This is a genomic window from Microbulbifer variabilis (genome assembly GCF_052468405.1).
In genome coordinates this window covers 3,028,308-3,044,129 of sequence record NZ_CP174343.1, presented here as the reverse complement: position 1 = coordinate 3,044,129, position 15,822 = coordinate 3,028,308, and the positions used below count along the sequence as shown (strand labels likewise).

15 protein-coding genes are annotated in these 15,822 nt (G+C 45.4%); all 15 read left to right on the top strand.

From position 1 onward, the window contains the following. The 15 genes from ACJJJB_RS13925 to ACJJJB_RS13855 all read left to right on the top strand — a co-directional run bounded on the left by ACJJJB_RS13925 (position 1) and on the right by ACJJJB_RS13855 (position 15,687). The gene (locus tag ACJJJB_RS13925; RefSeq protein WP_444946277.1) at positions 1 to 1,440 is read left to right on the top strand and encodes an MFS transporter; all 1,440 of its coding nucleotides are present in this window, start codon (positions 1 to 3) and stop codon (positions 1,438 to 1,440) included. Further along, positions 1,437 to 2,231 (top strand): SDR family NAD(P)-dependent oxidoreductase, encoded by a 795-nt coding sequence (locus tag ACJJJB_RS13920; protein WP_444946278.1) that lies wholly within the window; start codon positions 1,437 to 1,439, stop codon positions 2,229 to 2,231. The genes ACJJJB_RS13925 and ACJJJB_RS13920 overlap by 4 nt, the downstream gene beginning before the upstream one ends. Next, a complete protein-coding gene (locus ACJJJB_RS13915) occupies positions 2,221 to 3,417 on the top strand; it encodes an acyl-CoA dehydrogenase family protein (protein WP_020412652.1) in 1,197 nt (398 codons plus the stop codon). Before ACJJJB_RS13920 ends, ACJJJB_RS13915 begins: the two co-directional genes overlap by 11 nt. A 148-nt stretch (positions 3,418 to 3,565) precedes the next feature. Then, positions 3,566 to 5,122, top strand: coding sequence for an AMP-binding protein (locus ACJJJB_RS13910; protein ID WP_444946280.1), 1,557 nt, complete (start codon positions 3,566 to 3,568; stop codon positions 5,120 to 5,122). After that, the gene (locus ACJJJB_RS13905; protein ID WP_353376052.1) at positions 5,103 to 5,390 is read left to right on the top strand and encodes a phosphopantetheine-binding protein; all 288 of its coding nucleotides are present in this window, start codon (positions 5,103 to 5,105) and stop codon (positions 5,388 to 5,390) included. The genes ACJJJB_RS13910 and ACJJJB_RS13905 overlap by 20 nt, the downstream gene beginning before the upstream one ends. Next, positions 5,387 to 6,421 carry a 3-oxoacyl-[acyl-carrier-protein] synthase III C-terminal domain-containing protein gene (locus ACJJJB_RS13900; RefSeq protein WP_444946281.1) on the top strand — a complete coding sequence of 345 codons (1,035 nt, stop codon included), beginning with the start codon at positions 5,387 to 5,389 and terminating at the stop codon, positions 6,419 to 6,421. The genes ACJJJB_RS13905 and ACJJJB_RS13900 overlap by 4 nt, the downstream gene beginning before the upstream one ends. A gap of 31 nt (positions 6,422 to 6,452) precedes the next feature. After that, positions 6,453 to 8,051 carry an MBL fold metallo-hydrolase gene (locus ACJJJB_RS13895; protein ID WP_444946282.1) on the top strand — a complete coding sequence of 533 codons (1,599 nt, stop codon included), beginning with the start codon at positions 6,453 to 6,455 and terminating at the stop codon, positions 8,049 to 8,051. 57 nt (positions 8,052 to 8,108) lie between these two features. Continuing rightward, entirely contained in the window at positions 8,109 to 8,567 is a 459-nt protein-coding gene (locus ACJJJB_RS13890) for a PhzA/PhzB family protein (protein ID WP_020412657.1), read from the top strand. Positions 8,568 to 8,670: 103 nt separating this feature from the next. Then, a complete protein-coding gene (locus ACJJJB_RS13885; RefSeq protein WP_353376056.1) occupies positions 8,671 to 9,291 on the top strand; it encodes an isochorismatase family protein in 621 nt (206 codons plus the stop codon). Continuing rightward, positions 9,288 to 11,189 (top strand): anthranilate synthase family protein, encoded by a 1,902-nt coding sequence (locus ACJJJB_RS13880; RefSeq protein ID WP_445365063.1) that lies wholly within the window; start codon positions 9,288 to 9,290, stop codon positions 11,187 to 11,189. The genes ACJJJB_RS13885 and ACJJJB_RS13880 overlap by 4 nt, the downstream gene beginning before the upstream one ends. Continuing rightward, the gene (locus ACJJJB_RS13875; protein WP_020412660.1) at positions 11,174 to 11,467 is read left to right on the top strand and encodes a hypothetical protein; all 294 of its coding nucleotides are present in this window, start codon (positions 11,174 to 11,176) and stop codon (positions 11,465 to 11,467) included. Before ACJJJB_RS13880 ends, ACJJJB_RS13875 begins: the two co-directional genes overlap by 16 nt. A 261-nt stretch (positions 11,468 to 11,728) precedes the next feature. Then, positions 11,729 to 12,571 carry a PhzF family protein gene (locus ACJJJB_RS13870; protein ID WP_445365062.1) on the top strand — a complete coding sequence of 281 codons (843 nt, stop codon included), beginning with the start codon at positions 11,729 to 11,731 and terminating at the stop codon, positions 12,569 to 12,571. 9 nt (positions 12,572 to 12,580) lie between these two features. After that, positions 12,581 to 13,213, top strand: coding sequence for a pyridoxal 5'-phosphate synthase (locus tag ACJJJB_RS13865; protein ID WP_445365061.1), 633 nt, complete (start codon positions 12,581 to 12,583; stop codon positions 13,211 to 13,213). Between the two features lie 27 nt (positions 13,214 to 13,240). Next, on the top strand, positions 13,241 to 14,299 hold the full coding sequence (locus tag ACJJJB_RS13860; protein WP_445365060.1) for a phenylacetate--CoA ligase family protein: 1,059 nt from the start codon (positions 13,241 to 13,243) through the stop codon (positions 14,297 to 14,299). Then, positions 14,299 to 15,687 (top strand): aldehyde dehydrogenase family protein, encoded by a 1,389-nt coding sequence (locus ACJJJB_RS13855; protein WP_445365059.1) that lies wholly within the window; start codon positions 14,299 to 14,301, stop codon positions 15,685 to 15,687. Before ACJJJB_RS13860 ends, ACJJJB_RS13855 begins: the two co-directional genes overlap by 1 nt. Positions 15,688 to 15,822: the final 135 nt, after the last annotated feature.

Here is a 15,822-nt window from a genome sequence, read left to right as displayed (position 1 = left end):
GTGAAATATAAGCACATTTCTTTTGTTGGGCTATGCCTTGGTTTTTTTATTGTCATGATGGATATGACCACTGTGCCATTGATGTACACAACTCTGATGGATGAATTCACGGTCAGTCCAGCCAGGGTTGCCTGGGTCAATAATATTTATCTTATCACTTATGCTGCATCTCTTCTTTTGGGGGGGCGGCTCGGAGATTCGACAGATAGAAAAATTGTATTAATAGGTGCACTTCTGGTTTTGGGCTTGGGGGCTGCGATTAGTGGGGCAGGACAAACCTTTGTAGAGGTTATTGTTGGGCGTGCATTGATGGGAATTGGCGCTGGCTTTTTGACATCTCAAAGCATGGCCTACATTTCTATCCTCTTTGCTAAAGGGGGACGGGGGACAGCGTTAGGGATTTGGGGTGCAGTTGCAGGAATTGCAACTGCTACCGGTCCGGTGATTACACAATTACTATTAACGACTGCGGATTGGCGTTGGGTAATGTGGATTAATATTCCTTTTGTGCTGGCCGCTTTAGTTATCGCCCTGCGGTGTTTGCCCGGTGATCCCGGTAGTGGTATCCGACTAACGGAAACCTTTGCCAGTGCAGTTTATGGGCTCTGTCTGGCTGGTGTAATTATAGGTATTCACTATATCAGTGTCGCGGGGATATTACGGGGAGTAGGTATAGCTTTGATATTAATCGGAGCTGCAGTCATTGCTATTTTGATTCGCAAAGAAGTGAAGAATAAAAGTGCTTACATTTTATCCCCTGAGTTGTGGTTTGACGGTACTTTTTTCAGGATCTGTTTTATTTCGGGATTACTGGGATTAGGGGTCGCTAGCTTCTATTTACCATTAGCTTTCCTCCTGGATATATGCATGAACTTTGGTCCAGTGGCTATCAGTGTACTAATGATGACAATCGCCCTGTCCAACGCCCTGGTGGGCCCCTACGCTGGCCATCTATCCGATCGTATAAAACCTGAAGGAATAGTTAGAAGTGGTTTGATGCTATTTGCTCTTGCCAATGGGTTACTGGGTTTTATTGGTGTTCTTATGCCGGGAGGAACAGTCACTTTTATAGCGCTTTTCCTGGTCATGATGATCGGAGGGGCGGGTACCGGCCTGGCCTTTGCACCGCTCGCCAACTTGGCACTTAGCAGGGTTAGCTTTGAGGCTCTGGGGCGGGCCGCAGCATTTTTTAACTCTATACGTCAGGCGTTGAGTGCTATGGGGGCAGTTATAGTGGCAATTCTTTTTGACTGGATTGTACGGCTGAAATTAGGAATTGATCTCGAGATAACTGCTACCAATCTCCGGGAGTCTCCGGGTATCACGGGATTAGCAACGTTGGTGTGCTTCCTATTGATTGCTCTGGGCTTATCAGTTGCGGCCTATCTGTCTCGAAGCAGTAGGCAGGATTCAGTACAAAGGGAGGTTCTAAATACATGAATATTTGGGTGCTAAGTGGATGTTCAAGTGGGCTGGGTCGTTGCTGGACAGATTCGATCATTAGGGATCGTGGTGAACCGGTTATTGGTATTACTCGCTCTGATAATGCTGCTATAGCAATGTTGGAGGAATACAAAGATCTCTTTGTGCCGTGTATTGCAGATGTCAGAGATTCATTCACGCTAAGCGAAAAATTACATGAAGCGGTTAAGGAAGTTGGAAAACCAACGCGGGTAGTCACTGCTGCCGGTTTCGCACAATTTGGAACACTGGAGGACTTGTCCAGCGAGCAAATCAGGGAGCAGTTTAAAACGAATGTTGAGGGTACGCTTAATGTAATTCGGCCACTAATACCAATGATGCGTGAGGGCGAAGCATCACGAATATTACTGGTTTCGAGTATGAGTGGTGTGGCCTGCTGGCCTCTTCTAGGTGCATATCAAATTAGTAAATATGCTATTGAAGCTATAGCCGATACCTTGCGTCTTGAACTACAGGATTTTGGAATTCAAGTGGGTTGTATTGAACCCGGACCCCATAAAACCGGGTGGGCGACGACTTACGCCCGCCGCCAGGAAACCCGGTCCGAATATAATAAACAAGATCTTGTCAGTCGATCCTCATGTGGTTACACCATTAATGATCCGGCAGCGAGTCTGCCCTTCTTTTGGAAAATGTTTGATTCGTCAGTGATGCCTAAACGTATGGCGACATCGCCTGAGTTTGTTGATTTTGCCATAAAAGAGGCACAGGAAAAAATTAGAGATTGGAGATCCGCGCATGTCGATTAAATTGAATGCTTTACCACTGTCAAGTACTGACAACGATATTGAAATTGAGAGAGTAGTTAGTACTTTTTCTGAGGGGGATCGGGAAGAGCTGTCGAGTGGTTTGATAGAAGTGCTTGGTTCCTCTGACATCGTAAAAATCCTGGATGAAAACAGAGATTCTGGCCCGGGGTCATTACGTGAAGTTCTTCGTGTTTGCCGAATTCTCGGGAAGACCGATGCATCTCTAGCATGGATTGCCGGTGTATCCAATTCAGCGTGGACTATGCGTGGTTGTTTTCATTCGCTAGAGGCACAGCCCTACTCCATGGAGCGGAATAAAATTCTGGCCATGGTACTTGGACGACCAGGGTCGCTGAAAAAAAATCCCACATCGAATCAATGGCTTCTAAATGGTGAATGGCGATACGCATCAGGATCTACCTATGCCAGTTATTTTTTCTGTCTGGCGACCGTTGAAGGTGCGGATACCCAAGATATTCAAGTGGTCGCTGTTCCCGCAGAGCAGCTGGATGTAGCTGCAAGTTGGAACTCAGCTGGCTTGCGAGGTACGCAAAGTCTCACAGTGCGGGCTAGGGATATTGAGATCCCCAATAGTAATGTGGAGAACTATTCTCATATTCTCTCCGGTGAGAATCGTAGGTTAAATGCATTAGCTGGCAGGGAAGAACATGCATCCTACGCAGGTCTTTTCACTGGTGTACTGATGAATTGCCTGGTGGGTTCTATGCTCGGCGCGACAGAAGCAGGTTTGGAGTATGTTGCAGCCGCTGCCGGAAAACACCCTGTTCTTGGTAGTACCTATACATCAATGAGCGATTCGGGGGCTATCAGGTCTGAAATAGGGCGACTTTGGAGCAGTTTTGATATCTACCAGCGGGCAGCGGAATTTAATGCTGACACCATTGACCATGCTGCGCGAAAGCCAGAAATAACATTAACGACTGAAGATCGGGTTGCTATTCGTGGACGTGCGACACAGATCATGCGTGGTTGTTTGTCGATTGTTCAAGACCTGCTTTGGATATATGGAGCTTCGGGACTGGATAAAGGTAGCCCTCTGGAACGAATCTGGAGGGACGTTAATGTGGGAGCCCGCCATGGTGGATTTTCCAAATTTGTACCAGAAGAAGCCATTGGTCTATCAAGAGTTGAGCGTGATCCTAAAGAGCTTACGCGAATGTTTTAACCCGTTTATTCATTAACTTTAGTTAAAAATCCGTCCTACGAATATCGCGTATTTAAGTGGGTACTTGGGAATACTGTTTAGGTCAGAGGTCGTCCTGTTCTGTAGAGCCTAGCCGTGACAGTACAACTGTTTAAGCAGAAGAAAGAGTATGGAAGCGTATAGAGAAACGGTGATGAAGCTGGGTTTTGGGCTACAACCTGTAGTTGAGGCATTAAATAAAGCCCTGGAGGAGAACCCGGAGGCTCCTGCTGTAATACATAACGATAAGGTGAGATCATATCGCCAACTCTGTGAGTCCGCACAAAATATTGCTACCCAATTAACAGAGATGGCTATCTTACCGGGTGAGCGCCTGGCTTTGGATATACCTCGATCCATAGCGCTATATGAGTTGATGCTTGGCTGTTTGATCGCGGGCGTATCCTTTATGTCATTACCCCGGGGCTTCGATAAATCCGAACAGATTCAGGAAGCTAAAAGAGCAAATTGTGTGGGTATCCTGACAGATACTGAATTACCACTTAATGGTGGCCTTTCATTAAGAGGAATTGGGACCTTCTGGAAGTTACCCGAATCAAACCGGGGTCTGGTAAGAAGTGATATCGCCGGTGATGAAGTCTATTGCGTGAGAACCTCTGGTACAACAGGTGAACCCAAAATTGTACCTATTATGCGTGGCCAGCTCTCCTCCTTTTTGGAAAATTCCCAAAAAGCATTGAAAATTGACCTGTATGCTAAATGGTTGTGGACTCACGATCTCTCTTTTGACTACGCGATATGGGAAACCTTTGGGTGCTTGGTGCATTGCGGGTGTCTGGTAGTTCTGGATGAAAATAAAAAGCGTGACGCCAGATCTACACAAAGGTTGATGGCTAAAGCGGGAATAAATGTATTGTCGGTGACGCCCTCTGAATTCCGCTACCTGTTCTCCAGTGAAGCAGGATCTGTAAATTGGGAGGACTACCCTTTAACGGAAATCCTATTTGCAGGAGAGAAGCTCTCAACCAGTACTTTTTCACCCTTCTTTAACCAGTTAGACAAAGCGAAGGTGAGGCTAATTAACGCCTACGGACCTTCGGAGACAACGGTGTTTTGCGCAACTCATGTTGTCACCAAAGGTGACCTGGCTCTGGAGTCGATACCTATCGGCAAGCCTTTTCCCGGCATTAAATTTGAATTGCTGAATTCTAATGATCTGGAAGCCGAAAATTTGGAGCTTAATGGAGCTGACGTTCAGGATTTGGAATTCGGCGAGCTTAAAATTTGTGGTGCACAAGTATTTGCGGGCTATGAAGGTGGAGAGCCTCTAACCGATGGATATCAATCTGGGGATATATGCCGGCTCGACGAACAGGGCAGATTTGTTTTTATCGGCCGATCCAGTGGTTACCAAAAAATTAACGGTTTTCGTGTAGAGCCATACGAAATTGAGGAGTATTTACAGTCCCATGAGAAAGTAGATGAGGCTGTGGTTTGGGTCGAGAATACCAGCAATCAAGGAGATCTGTTATTGGCCTGTGTTAGGGGATGCAGAGATGTTGAACTATCAACGCGGGAGCTACGACTGGCCTGCTCAAAGCTACCGCCTTACTTAAGGCCCAGTCGATATAGATTGTTTGATGATAAACAATGGCCGATTAACGAAAGAGGAAAAACCGACAGAATGTCGTTAAGGAGGAGTATGTATGAACAGGAAGAGTACTGATCAAAAAGCGCTAATTCGCGAGGTAGAGCAGCTCCTAAATGAAACGGACGTTCGGCCAACTGATAATTTTATTGAACTGGGTGGGAACTCATTCCTGGCACTTCAGCTCGCGATCAATTTGAAGGACAGGGACAATATTGAGGTTGATGTGGCTCGGCTGTTAGGTAATACCCTGGAATGCGTTTTGATAACGACTGATGTAGAACGTGACAAAACTCAATCTATTCAAACGATCTGTGGAGAAACTACTGTGGAGGTCGTGGAATGAGAATGATTGGACTTGGCCATGTCCTGGCTAAACCTCATCGATTGGAGGATTTGGACCATCCTAATGAAATGCATCTGAGGGCAATTCGACACGCCGGATATGACAAATATTGGGTGCACAATGGCAGTGTCCGAGAGTTCGGCGCTCAGGCTGTCGTCAAAGCTTTAGATGAGTCAGGATATAGCGTCGATGATATTGGTTTTATAGTTGGTGGCCAATCCAATGTACCAGATTTCATTGGTATCGACTTCGCATGCCAGATTGGTGCTGAGTTGGGAGGCCTACAAGTAAAAACCCTAAACCTGGTGGAAGGCTGTGGCTCCAGTATCAGTGCCTGGATTAGTGCTAGCGCCCTGATAGACAGTTTGGAAGTGGGGCAAGTGGGTGTGATTGTGCATGCCCAACGCGTTAGTGAGCCTCACCTTGACCGGTTCGGATTAATGAATGCGATTCTCACAGATGGTGCTGTGGCTGCCATTGTGAGCAAATCTGATTCGCCGACGAAAGGGTGTAGTTTTTACTATAGGGGAGGTCGTGATATCTCTGAAACCCGCTTCGTGGATATGATGCGAATCGAGCGGGGTGGAGGTCTAAATCCGGTACTACTGCCCAATCATGACAGTCGCGAGGACCAACTCGGTCGTGAAAGGGTAATGGATCTCTATCGTTTTTCCGGTAGTGATCTCGAAGGTTTTCTGAAACTACGTGCTGACAATACTCTTCAAATGATTGAATCCTGTATGGCTGAAGCGGGGTGGAGTTTAAAATCTGAATTTACCCTCTTACATACATTAGAAGGTCGGCAAAGTATGGAGAGTCTGGCATCAAGGCTAGGGATACCATTGGATAAAACCAACGCAGATCTAGTGGCGGAAATCGGCCATATGGGCAGCGCTGAGCAATTAATTTCTCTCGATATCAAGCGGAAGCAGGGAAAGATCCACCCAGGTGATCGGATTGTGCTGAGCGCAATTTCAAGTGGCATGAAGTGGGGATGTTTTTTACTGGAATGTGAAACCCCCAATAAATAAAAATCTGACTAGATCAAAATAGGGATGTTGGATGTCTAGTGACTTGATATACCTGAAAGAAGAAGCCTATTTCGAACCTTTAGTTAATCACTGGTTTGCATGGTCTTATTTAATTCCGCCGGTTCAGGCCGCACGTTACATGGCCATTACGCACAAAAGGATTATGTCTTCTTTTGTTGAAAATGCCAGAGTTCACATTATGGCAGCACAGGTGCCTGCTCTTACGGGTGGAGAATTTCTTAATGCCCGAGCTGACCAGTTGGAAGATATTAAATCACTGTTGCTTGAACTGGAAAATCAACTTACCGATGTACTAGAACTTTCTGAAGCGGTTGAAGAACTGGATAAATTAACCCGTGCCCATAGTGACGGAAAATCGATTGAATACCTGTATAAAAAAATTCCAGAGCCTCTTAGGGGGTTCATTGAGATTGTACAGGACATCAACCACAATCCAGGTTATCGTTTAATAGAACCTTTACTCTATCATTCAAATCACTATCGAAAATCACTACAAAGCGTTTACTTTGGTTTGCTTTCCAGGGTGGGGGAAAGACCATTCTGTTTCTCTACCCCCCGTCTGGCCGATGAGAATCATATGCAATGGATGGTCGATTTCTGCACGCCAGAAGTAGACTTAATTGTTAAATCACGTACAGAAGGAATAGTGCGGGAAGTAGTTGAAGCTATATTTTCAAGAACCGAAGTGCGTGGCGGACTACATTACAATGAATTGTTTACCTCGCAACCGCCGACAAGACGTCATAAGCCAATATCTGATGTCGGAGTAAAATTAACTTTTCTCGGTCATGCCTCATTTATGCTGGAAACCCGTTCGATCAATATTTTAATAGATCCGGTAATTCCTGTTAGAGGTGAACATTATGCCGATGATGTTATCAGTTACTCTGAGCTACCTGAGACAATTAACTATATCTGTATTACCCATAATCATCACGATCATTTCAATCTGGAAACTTTACTACAGTTACGCCATAAAACAGATAAATTGATTCTACCCGTTAATAATGGTGGAACAATAATTGACCCCTCCATGAAACTAATCGCCCAACAGCTAGGCTTTAAGGTGATAGAGGTGGGCGACATTGAAGAAGTTGAAGTTCCTGATGGAAAAATAAAGGCGATACCTTTTTTGGGAGAGCACGGCGATCTTAATATACGTTCAAAAACCGTTTGGTATATTGAGCTTATGGGTAAGAAATTCTTATTTGGCGCCGATGCCACTAATAGCGATCCAGTAATGTATCGCCATGTTCATAAGTTGGTTGGGGATGTTGATGTTCTGGCTATTGGCATGGAATGTGTTGGGGCGCCTTATACATGGATTTATGGTGCGCTTAACACTAAGCCTGTGAGTAAAGATATCAGTCATTCACGCCGCTTAAACGGCTCAAATGCTGAGCAGGCATATCATATGGTTGAAACCTTCAACGCCCGGCAGGTTTTTCTTTATGCCATGGGATTAGAACCCTGGTACAAATATTTTATGGGTCTGGATTATAAAGATAATTCAGAGCAAATTATTGAATCTGACAAGATGATTAAGCTATGCAGCGATAAAGGAGTAGCTTGCCAGCGACTGGTAGGAAAAAACGTTACTTTTTACTGATAGAGCATCAACGGTGTTCCCTTCGTAAATTTGTTCTACTTCATAGGAGATGACTACATGACTCAAGATGAGCAAAGACAACACAATCGTCGTATTGTTGAAAAGTATATGAATACCCAGGGACAAGATCGATTAAAGCGCCATGAACTGTTTACTGAAGATGGCTGCGGAGGTCTTTGGACCACCGATACTGGTGAGCCCATTATGATACGCAGCAAAAAACTTTTAGCGGAGCATGCTGTATGGTCTCTCAAGTGCTTTCCTGACTGGCTTTGGTTCAACATTAAAATATTTGATGGCCAGAACCCGGATTTCTTTTGGGTAGAGTGTGATGGCAAAGGCCGTATCTGTTTCGAAGGGTATCCAGAAGGTTTCTATGAAAATCATTTTATCCATAGCTTTGAATTTGAGAACGGTAAAATAAAAATTCAACGTGAATTTATGAACCCCTGCAAGCAGTTCGAGGCATTGGGTATTGCGGTACCTCAGATTGTTAGGGCAGGCATACCGGCTTGATTTAGATTGTTTCAAGGGCGAGCAGCTTATTTTGCAGCTAAGCCAGAATTATTTTCTTCTTGAAAATATATAATTAAGAGATTACGGCAATTTGGGGCGGGGCATGAGCATTCCAAGAATCGAGAATTACACACTTCAAGCGTCGGATTTAAGTGCAGACAATATTGTTAATTGGAGCAAAGTAAATAGTCGCAGTATTTTGCTGGTTCATGACATGCAGCAATATTTTCTGAAGATGTTTCCGAACCCTCTACGTAGAGCACTGATTGAAAATTGTCAGACGCTGGTTTTGTACGCAAGAAAACATAACATACCAGTGGTTTATACGGCGCAATGCGGAGATATGTCGGAGAAACAGCGGGGGCTTCTTTTTGATATTTGGGGAAAGGGGATGAGCAATAGTCCTGAGCATACCGCTATTACTGAGGAAATTGCACCTAGGGAAGAAGACTCGGTGCTGGCCAAGTGGCGTTATAGCGCGTTCCATGCCACTTCCCTTGATGATATTTTCCATAATACACACCGTGATCAAATTATTATTTGTGGTGTTTTCGCTCATATTGGGGTTCTCGCTAGTGCTGTCGATGCTTATTCAAGAGATATAGAGGTCTTTCTCGTTCAGGATTCTATTGCTGACTTTTCCAAGCAGGACCATTTGCAAACATTAAATTATGCGGCGGAATGTTGCGCTAAAGTATTGCCAACAGAGGAAGTATGCCAATGACCTTTGATGGCGCCGCCAATGCATCGAATGTTTTACAAAATGTTATTGATGGTCATTATGATGCCTATGCATTGGTTTACCGACCCGAGCGATATAAACAACCGACACTTGAGGTTTTGACGGGAACCGAGCGCATACTGGAAAATCTGGCTGAACTGGAACTCATTCAGGAAGAGCAGAAAAATACATGTCGTTGGGGAACACTTGTTGTTACCCCATATCGTCAGATTGAAGAACGTGGTTTTACAGTTATCGATGATCAAGTGCCTTTTCGGGCACTTGACGTTGATCAATATAGAACAATACCGCTCGAAACAGGCCTGTCTGAATTACCGGATGTCCCCGTCAATCTCAGAGATGCTCACTTTATACCCGATGATGCAAGTTATGAAAATATAGTAAGGGCAGTGATCGAACAGGAAATTGGAACGGGAGAAGGAGCAAATTTTGTAATCAAGCGTACTTTTACTGGAGAGCTAGCTGATTACAAGGATCACGTTGGGTTGACGATTTTCCGCAACTTGTTAAAGCAGGAAAAGGGAGCTTACTGGCTATTTTTTATCAGAATGGGCGATCTTACTTTAGTAGGCGCCTCCCCGGAAATGCATATAAAACTTAATTCGAAATCGCTTTCCATGACGCCTATCAGTGGTACCTACCGATTTCCTTCCTTGGGTCCGACCCAGGAAGGACTTTTGGAATTTCTGAATAATGGCAAGGAGGAAGATGAGTTATCAATGGTTCTTGATGAAGAACTGAAAATGATGACTCATATATGTTCTTCCGAAGTCATTGCAAAGGGTCCCTATCTTATTCAGATGTCCCAATTAGCTCATGTTGGTTACCGAATTGAAGGTTCCACGGATTTGCCACTTTCTGAAATATTGAAGCGGTCGATGTTTGCACCAACAGTAACCGGCAGTCCTCTTGAAAATGCTACCAGGGTGATAGCCCGCTATGAAACCAGTGGGCGTTCCTACTACAGTGGTTTTGCAGCGATGATCGAAAATAATGATTGTGGGACTTTGCTAGACTCGGCAATTCTTATCCGTACCGCTGAGATATTAAAGAGTGGAGATATGAGAGTAGGAGTAGGTGCTACTTTGGTACGCGATTCTGACCCTCACTCGGAAACTAAAGAAACAGCGGCGAAAGCTGCTGCACTTCAAGCTGCCATGGGTGTCAGTGCAATGGATTCCCTGGCAAAGAAGGAGTGCATTGGCCAGTCTCTACTTAATAGAAATAAACGCCTATCCAGTTTTTGGTTGAGTGGGACTTCAGGTATGAACGATCCTACTTTTGAGCAGGATGAGAGGCTTACAGTTGCGATTCTTGATAATGAAGATGCATTCACTTCAATGATGGAGTACCAACTGCGTGCTGCAGGTTTAAAGGTTAAGGTCGTGCCCCACACCTTAATTAATTCAGTTACAGATTCCGAACTTATTATTGTAGGGCCAGGTCCTGGTGATCCATGTAATCACAACGATCCACGGGTTGTTGCCAGTCGACGTGTGATGACTGAAGCTTGGGAAAATAATCTACCTTTTGTTTCTATCTGTTTTGGTCACCAGATTTTATGCTCGCTTCTAGGTTTACCGATAAAACCACTTGAACAGCCTAATCAGGGGCTGCAGAAGCAGATTTCTATCTTTGGAAAAACAGAGACAGTCGGCTTTTACAACACATTTACTGCGATATCTGACTCGGATTATATCGAAAGTCCAGTGGGTAAAGTACGTATTTATCGTGATCCGGGGTCAAACCAGGTTCACGGGTTACAAGGGCCCAACTTTTGCTCGATGCAATTCCATCCTGAATCAGTATTGACAATGGATGGCTTCCGAATTCTGAGGGATGCCGTTTTATCAATGAGGGTTGAATGCGTATTGAACTAGCCTGGTGGGATCTTGATGATAATGATCCCGCGCCCGATGAGCTTAAGGGCTGTTTAACCGATGAAGTTCTCAAGGAATGGGAGCTTGTGCCTAATATGATAACGAAGCTTTGGCTTGTCTCAGAGGACACCCCCCGCTGGGGTGCTTTAATGATCTGGTGTGGAGATAAACCTAATCTCTCTGATATGCCACCTAATATCTCAGCAGAAATTATTAACAGACCGCCTGATCATCGAATAGCCTTTGATGTGTGCTTTGAAAGCAAACCAGCTGGATAGAAATTCATAGGGCATAGCATCAAAGAATGGCATTAGCCCTTTGCAGGAGCTGCAACGCAGTAACCGTGACCTTTAAGGCCCACCCTTCGGGGCTTGCGGAGCGATTCACAACCCGCATCGCGACTTCTTGAAAGGTCTAGATATTCCTGCGAAGCCGCGCCTTAATTTTGAACCACTCTGCAAGCCAGAGGCATCACGGAGTCGTTCAGAGGCTCCTTAATTTGGTTAGAGTTTTCAGTATTCGATTAATGGAATAATAAAATGCATAGATACACTGTTGTAAACGCCTTTGGTAGAGAACCATTTACTGGTAATCCCGTAGCCGTTTTCTTTGATTGCGATGACCTGGACAGCAATAGTATGCAGAGAATTGCGGCTGAACTTAACCTTTCAGAAACAACGTTTATTGGAACCCCGAGCAAAGGTGGCGATGTCAATGTCAGGATTTTTACGCCTGTCAATGAACTGGATTTTGCGGGGCACCCGCTGTTGGGCACCGCATTGGCTTTATCGAAAGCAACTGATCTTACGGAATTAAAGATCGAAACCAAAAAAGGCCTTTTTAACTTTGCAGTACAACCCGTTAAAGAAAATCCTTTCTCGGCTTACATACAAATGGAGCAGCCCTGCCCGGTAATTTCATCCTTTGATTATCAAGAGGCATTACTTGAGTCGCTTGGAGTGAGGCGAAGTACATTGCCGGTAGATATGTATGATGTGGGACCCAGACACGTCTTTGTCGGGGTGGATAATAAGGATGAGCTTGCCCAAATCAGTCCAGACCTGAGGAGACTATCAGATTTCCACAATATGGCAGCGCTCTGTTTTAGCCCGGATATAGGAGACAGCTGGCGACTTCGTATGTTTTCTCCAGCCTATGGTGTTGCAGAGGATGCGGCCACAGGTTCTGCAGCGGGGCCATTGGCACTGCATCTTTCGCGTTATGGATTGGTAAAGTTCGGTGCAGAAATAAAGATCACACAGGGGGTGGAAATGGGGAGACCTTCTCGTATGAATGCTATGGCCAATATAAAAAATGACTCCCCTTTCCTCAAAGTTGGTGGCTATGGGTTTCAGGTAGCTACTGGTCAATATTTTATCTAGGAAGGAATTATGAGCAGTACTTTTGAAAGCATGACAGGGAAAGTGGATCAAAGCTTTTCTGAATACGATACCCCTCCTAGTGACCCCATGTCTCTTGCACGACAATGGCTCCAGGAGGCTATCGATAACAAGGTTCGTGAACCTCGGGCGATGGTAATGGCGACAGCGAACCTCTCAGGTGCTCTGTCATCGCGAGTCATGGCTATATTGGATTTTGCGACCATTGGTATCATCTTCGCCACACACAGCTGTAGCCGTAAAATAAAAGATACCGAAGAGACCCCCTTTGCTTGTGGACATTTTTACTGGCGCGAGCTTGGTCGCCAGCTCTCCGTAAGTGGGAAAATTAGGCAGCTCGATCGAGAGCGGGCAGTCAGAGAGTGGGACGCTCGCCCAATACCTCTGCACGCGATGTCGACGGTTTCTCGTCAAAGTGAGCCTTTGGATTCCTATGATCAACTGCTAGCTGCTGCGCAAGAGCTTGATCGTGTAGGCGCATTGCCTTGTCCCGAGAGGTTTTCAGTGTATGTTCTCGAGCCTCAAGCAATCGAGTTTTGGTCGTCGAGTTCTAATCGGCTTCACAAGAGATTGCGATTCGAACGGGATCAAACGGAGTGGAAGCATATACGACTTCAGCCTTAGTCACCTATTCAACGGAGGAACATTCCTATGGAATCACCTGACTTCCAACGTCATTTGGCTGACATTTTGAACTGGCATTTTTCGCCGGATACCGGCTCTCCATTTTGGTTATCAATGCGCAGTCAATTTGATTTTGATCCAGTTATGGATGTCCGATCATTGGCCGATCTGTCTTTATTTCCTGATATCAGCCAGTTGCTTCGTGAGATAGCGATTGAAGATCTGCAACCTAAGGGACTGGCCGATTATAGGCTTGCCGGGATATTTGAAAGTGGCGGGACAACGGGGACGGCCAAGCGGGTTGTTGCTTATGAGGAGTGGCTTGAGCAGGTAGTTAGTTGGCGTTTGGAGGGATTTGAAACCTCAACAGATAAGACTCCGAAAAATACGTTGGCAATTATACCGACGGGCCCTCATATCGTAGGAGCCATCAACCGTCGTCGAGCCAGAGCTTTTGGTGGGCAGTGCTTCACTGTAGATTTAGATCCCCGTTGGGTAAAAAAATTAATCCAGGCAGGAAATATGGAAGGTGCCAGGGACTACTCCGATCATCTTATTGACCAGGCGGAACCCATCATTGCTACACAAGCTATTAAATATCTTATTGCAACACCGCCTTTGTTAGAGGCGATAGCGCGTCGCCGCTCCTTAGCTGAAACTCTCAACAGTACCCTTGAGATGATCACTTGGGGAGGAACTCATATGGATGTAGACACACTAGATTATTTGAAAACGATGGTATTCCCTGATGTCCCTATAACAGCGAGTTATGGAAGCACTATGATTCTTTCGGAGACCAAAGCGCGGATTAATCATGACTATAACGGATCCCCTATCTTTGACAGCTACGCACCTTATGTCATTTTGGAGGTGGTCGACCCAGAAAGTGGAAAACCCGTTGAGTACAATGGGCGAGGACAGGTGGTGATGAATCACCTGAGTCGCTTTGCATTTCTCCCCAATATCTTTGAGCGTGATACGGCAGTGCGACTTCCCACTTTAGGGAATTGTCCCGGTTCTTCTGTCAGTGATGTAAAACCCGTTGCGCAGGTCTCCGGTAAAGCAGTGATTGAAGGAGTGTATTAATGGCAGCGCTCACTAGTGATGTCCGGAAAACCCCTTTTGAGCAACAGGTACTACAGGTGGAAGCACGTTGCCTAGGTGCTTCTCATCATACCAGGCGACGGCAGCCGATAATGGATGTATCTGATCGCATCGTTGGTGAAAGTGCGATCGTCCCTACCGTTTATATACAAGATAAAATCGTACAGATGCGGAAAGGGGAATCACTAACACTTTCGCAACGCTATGAGCGATTAGCAAAGGCTGGCCAGATATATAAGGAAGCAAATTTAGCAGGCCTGGAACCGGACGCCTATATTTCGATGGTTGCTAATGTAACGGGGTTGCAGAAATCCCTGGTGGCCGAGTCTATGACTCACATTTCTCATAGTCTTAATAATATGCTCGGGATTATGCAGGCCGCTACCCCAGCCGGCGCTGTTTGGGATTACCGAGACTCCGCCGCCAGTAACGGTTGTAGCTTGTTGTCACGTCGAGGGGATGTTGTTTCAATTATCGCGGCAGGTAACGGTCCGGGTGTCCATGGCCTTTGGCCCCAGGCTATTGCTATGGGATACCGAACCATGGTCAGACCTTCATCCCGCGAACCCTTCACTGCACAGAGACTTATTTGCGCCCTTGAGTTGGCGGGGTTGGAACAATACGTTGCTTTGATCCCGACTGATCACAGGGGGGTAGATAGCCTGATTGAGCTAAGTGATCTGGCAATAGTTTATGGTGGCCCAGAGGTTACTACGCGGTATGGAAGCAATCCTAAAGTTCTAGTCCAAGGTCCGGGACGATCGAAAATGGTTGTAGGTAGGGATGTTGATCATGAAGAGGCTGTCACTGTTGTTGCTGAGTCTGTTTTATCACGAGGTGGTGCGGCCTGCGTCTGCGCCAGTGCAGTATTGGTGGAGGATGACCCCTATGGCTTTGCTCATCGGCTAAGGCTTGAACTAGAAGTTCGCGCGAAACTGCAACCCCTTACCCTGGGTAGAAGGCGGGAGGTTGATGCATATATGAATCTATTGCAAGCTGAAGAAAATCCATGGCTATATGATCACACTTCCACTAATGGGTACCCCTTAAAACCCCATGTTACCCTAGTAAAGAGTGCTACCGATGCCAAGGTCCAGCGTGAACTGCCATTTCCCTGTATAACTGTTGCACCTTTTAATCGGCAGGAAGATTTTAGTGCATTATCTGGCTCTCTTGTTGTTACGCTTTTATCCCGCGAGAAAGAACTAATTCACCGAGTACTATCGGATGTTTCCATTTCCAATGTTTATATTGGCATTATTCCCACTACCTGGATGGATTATCGGGTACCTCACGATGGCTATTTAGCTGATTTCTTAATGTGTAATCGGGGACTTCGGGTTCACACTCAATGGTTAAAATCCAGTTAGCAGAATAGAAAGCAAATTTAACAGCTTGTATGTGAAGTGGTAATGAAATTTGGGATGATGAAGGAATATTAAAACTTTTTCAGGATGAAAGATATGATAGTAAAATCGAGTACCAATTTATTGATTTGTCGAGTA

Excerpts from the sequence above, each read along its gene's own strand:
- ACJJJB_RS13920 (WP_444946278.1), top strand. The coding sequence starts at position 1,437 with ATGAATATTTGGGTGCTAAGTGGATGTTCAAGTGGGCTGGGTCGTTGC.
- ACJJJB_RS13915 (WP_020412652.1), top strand. The coding sequence starts at position 2,221 with ATGTCGATTAAATTGAATGCTTTACCACTGTCAAGTACTGACAACGAT.
- ACJJJB_RS13910 (WP_444946280.1), top strand. The coding sequence starts at position 3,566 with ATGGAAGCGTATAGAGAAACGGTGATGAAGCTGGGTTTTGGGCTACAA.
- ACJJJB_RS13905 (WP_353376052.1), top strand. The coding sequence starts at position 5,103 with ATGAACAGGAAGAGTACTGATCAAAAAGCGCTAATTCGCGAGGTAGAG.
- ACJJJB_RS13900 (WP_444946281.1), top strand. The coding sequence starts at position 5,387 with ATGAGAATGATTGGACTTGGCCATGTCCTGGCTAAACCTCATCGATTG.
- ACJJJB_RS13895 (WP_444946282.1), top strand. The coding sequence starts at position 6,453 with ATGTCTAGTGACTTGATATACCTGAAAGAAGAAGCCTATTTCGAACCT.
- ACJJJB_RS13890 (WP_020412657.1), top strand. The coding sequence starts at position 8,109 with ATGACTCAAGATGAGCAAAGACAACACAATCGTCGTATTGTTGAAAAG.
- ACJJJB_RS13885 (WP_353376056.1), top strand. The coding sequence starts at position 8,671 with ATGAGCATTCCAAGAATCGAGAATTACACACTTCAAGCGTCGGATTTA.
- ACJJJB_RS13880 (WP_445365063.1), top strand. The coding sequence starts at position 9,288 with ATGACCTTTGATGGCGCCGCCAATGCATCGAATGTTTTACAAAATGTT.
- ACJJJB_RS13875 (WP_020412660.1), top strand. The coding sequence starts at position 11,174 with ATGCGTATTGAACTAGCCTGGTGGGATCTTGATGATAATGATCCCGCG.
- ACJJJB_RS13870 (WP_445365062.1), top strand. The coding sequence starts at position 11,729 with ATGCATAGATACACTGTTGTAAACGCCTTTGGTAGAGAACCATTTACT.
- ACJJJB_RS13865 (WP_445365061.1), top strand. The coding sequence starts at position 12,581 with ATGAGCAGTACTTTTGAAAGCATGACAGGGAAAGTGGATCAAAGCTTT.
- ACJJJB_RS13860 (WP_445365060.1), top strand. The coding sequence starts at position 13,241 with ATGGAATCACCTGACTTCCAACGTCATTTGGCTGACATTTTGAACTGG.
- ACJJJB_RS13855 (WP_445365059.1), top strand. The coding sequence starts at position 14,299 with ATGGCAGCGCTCACTAGTGATGTCCGGAAAACCCCTTTTGAGCAACAG.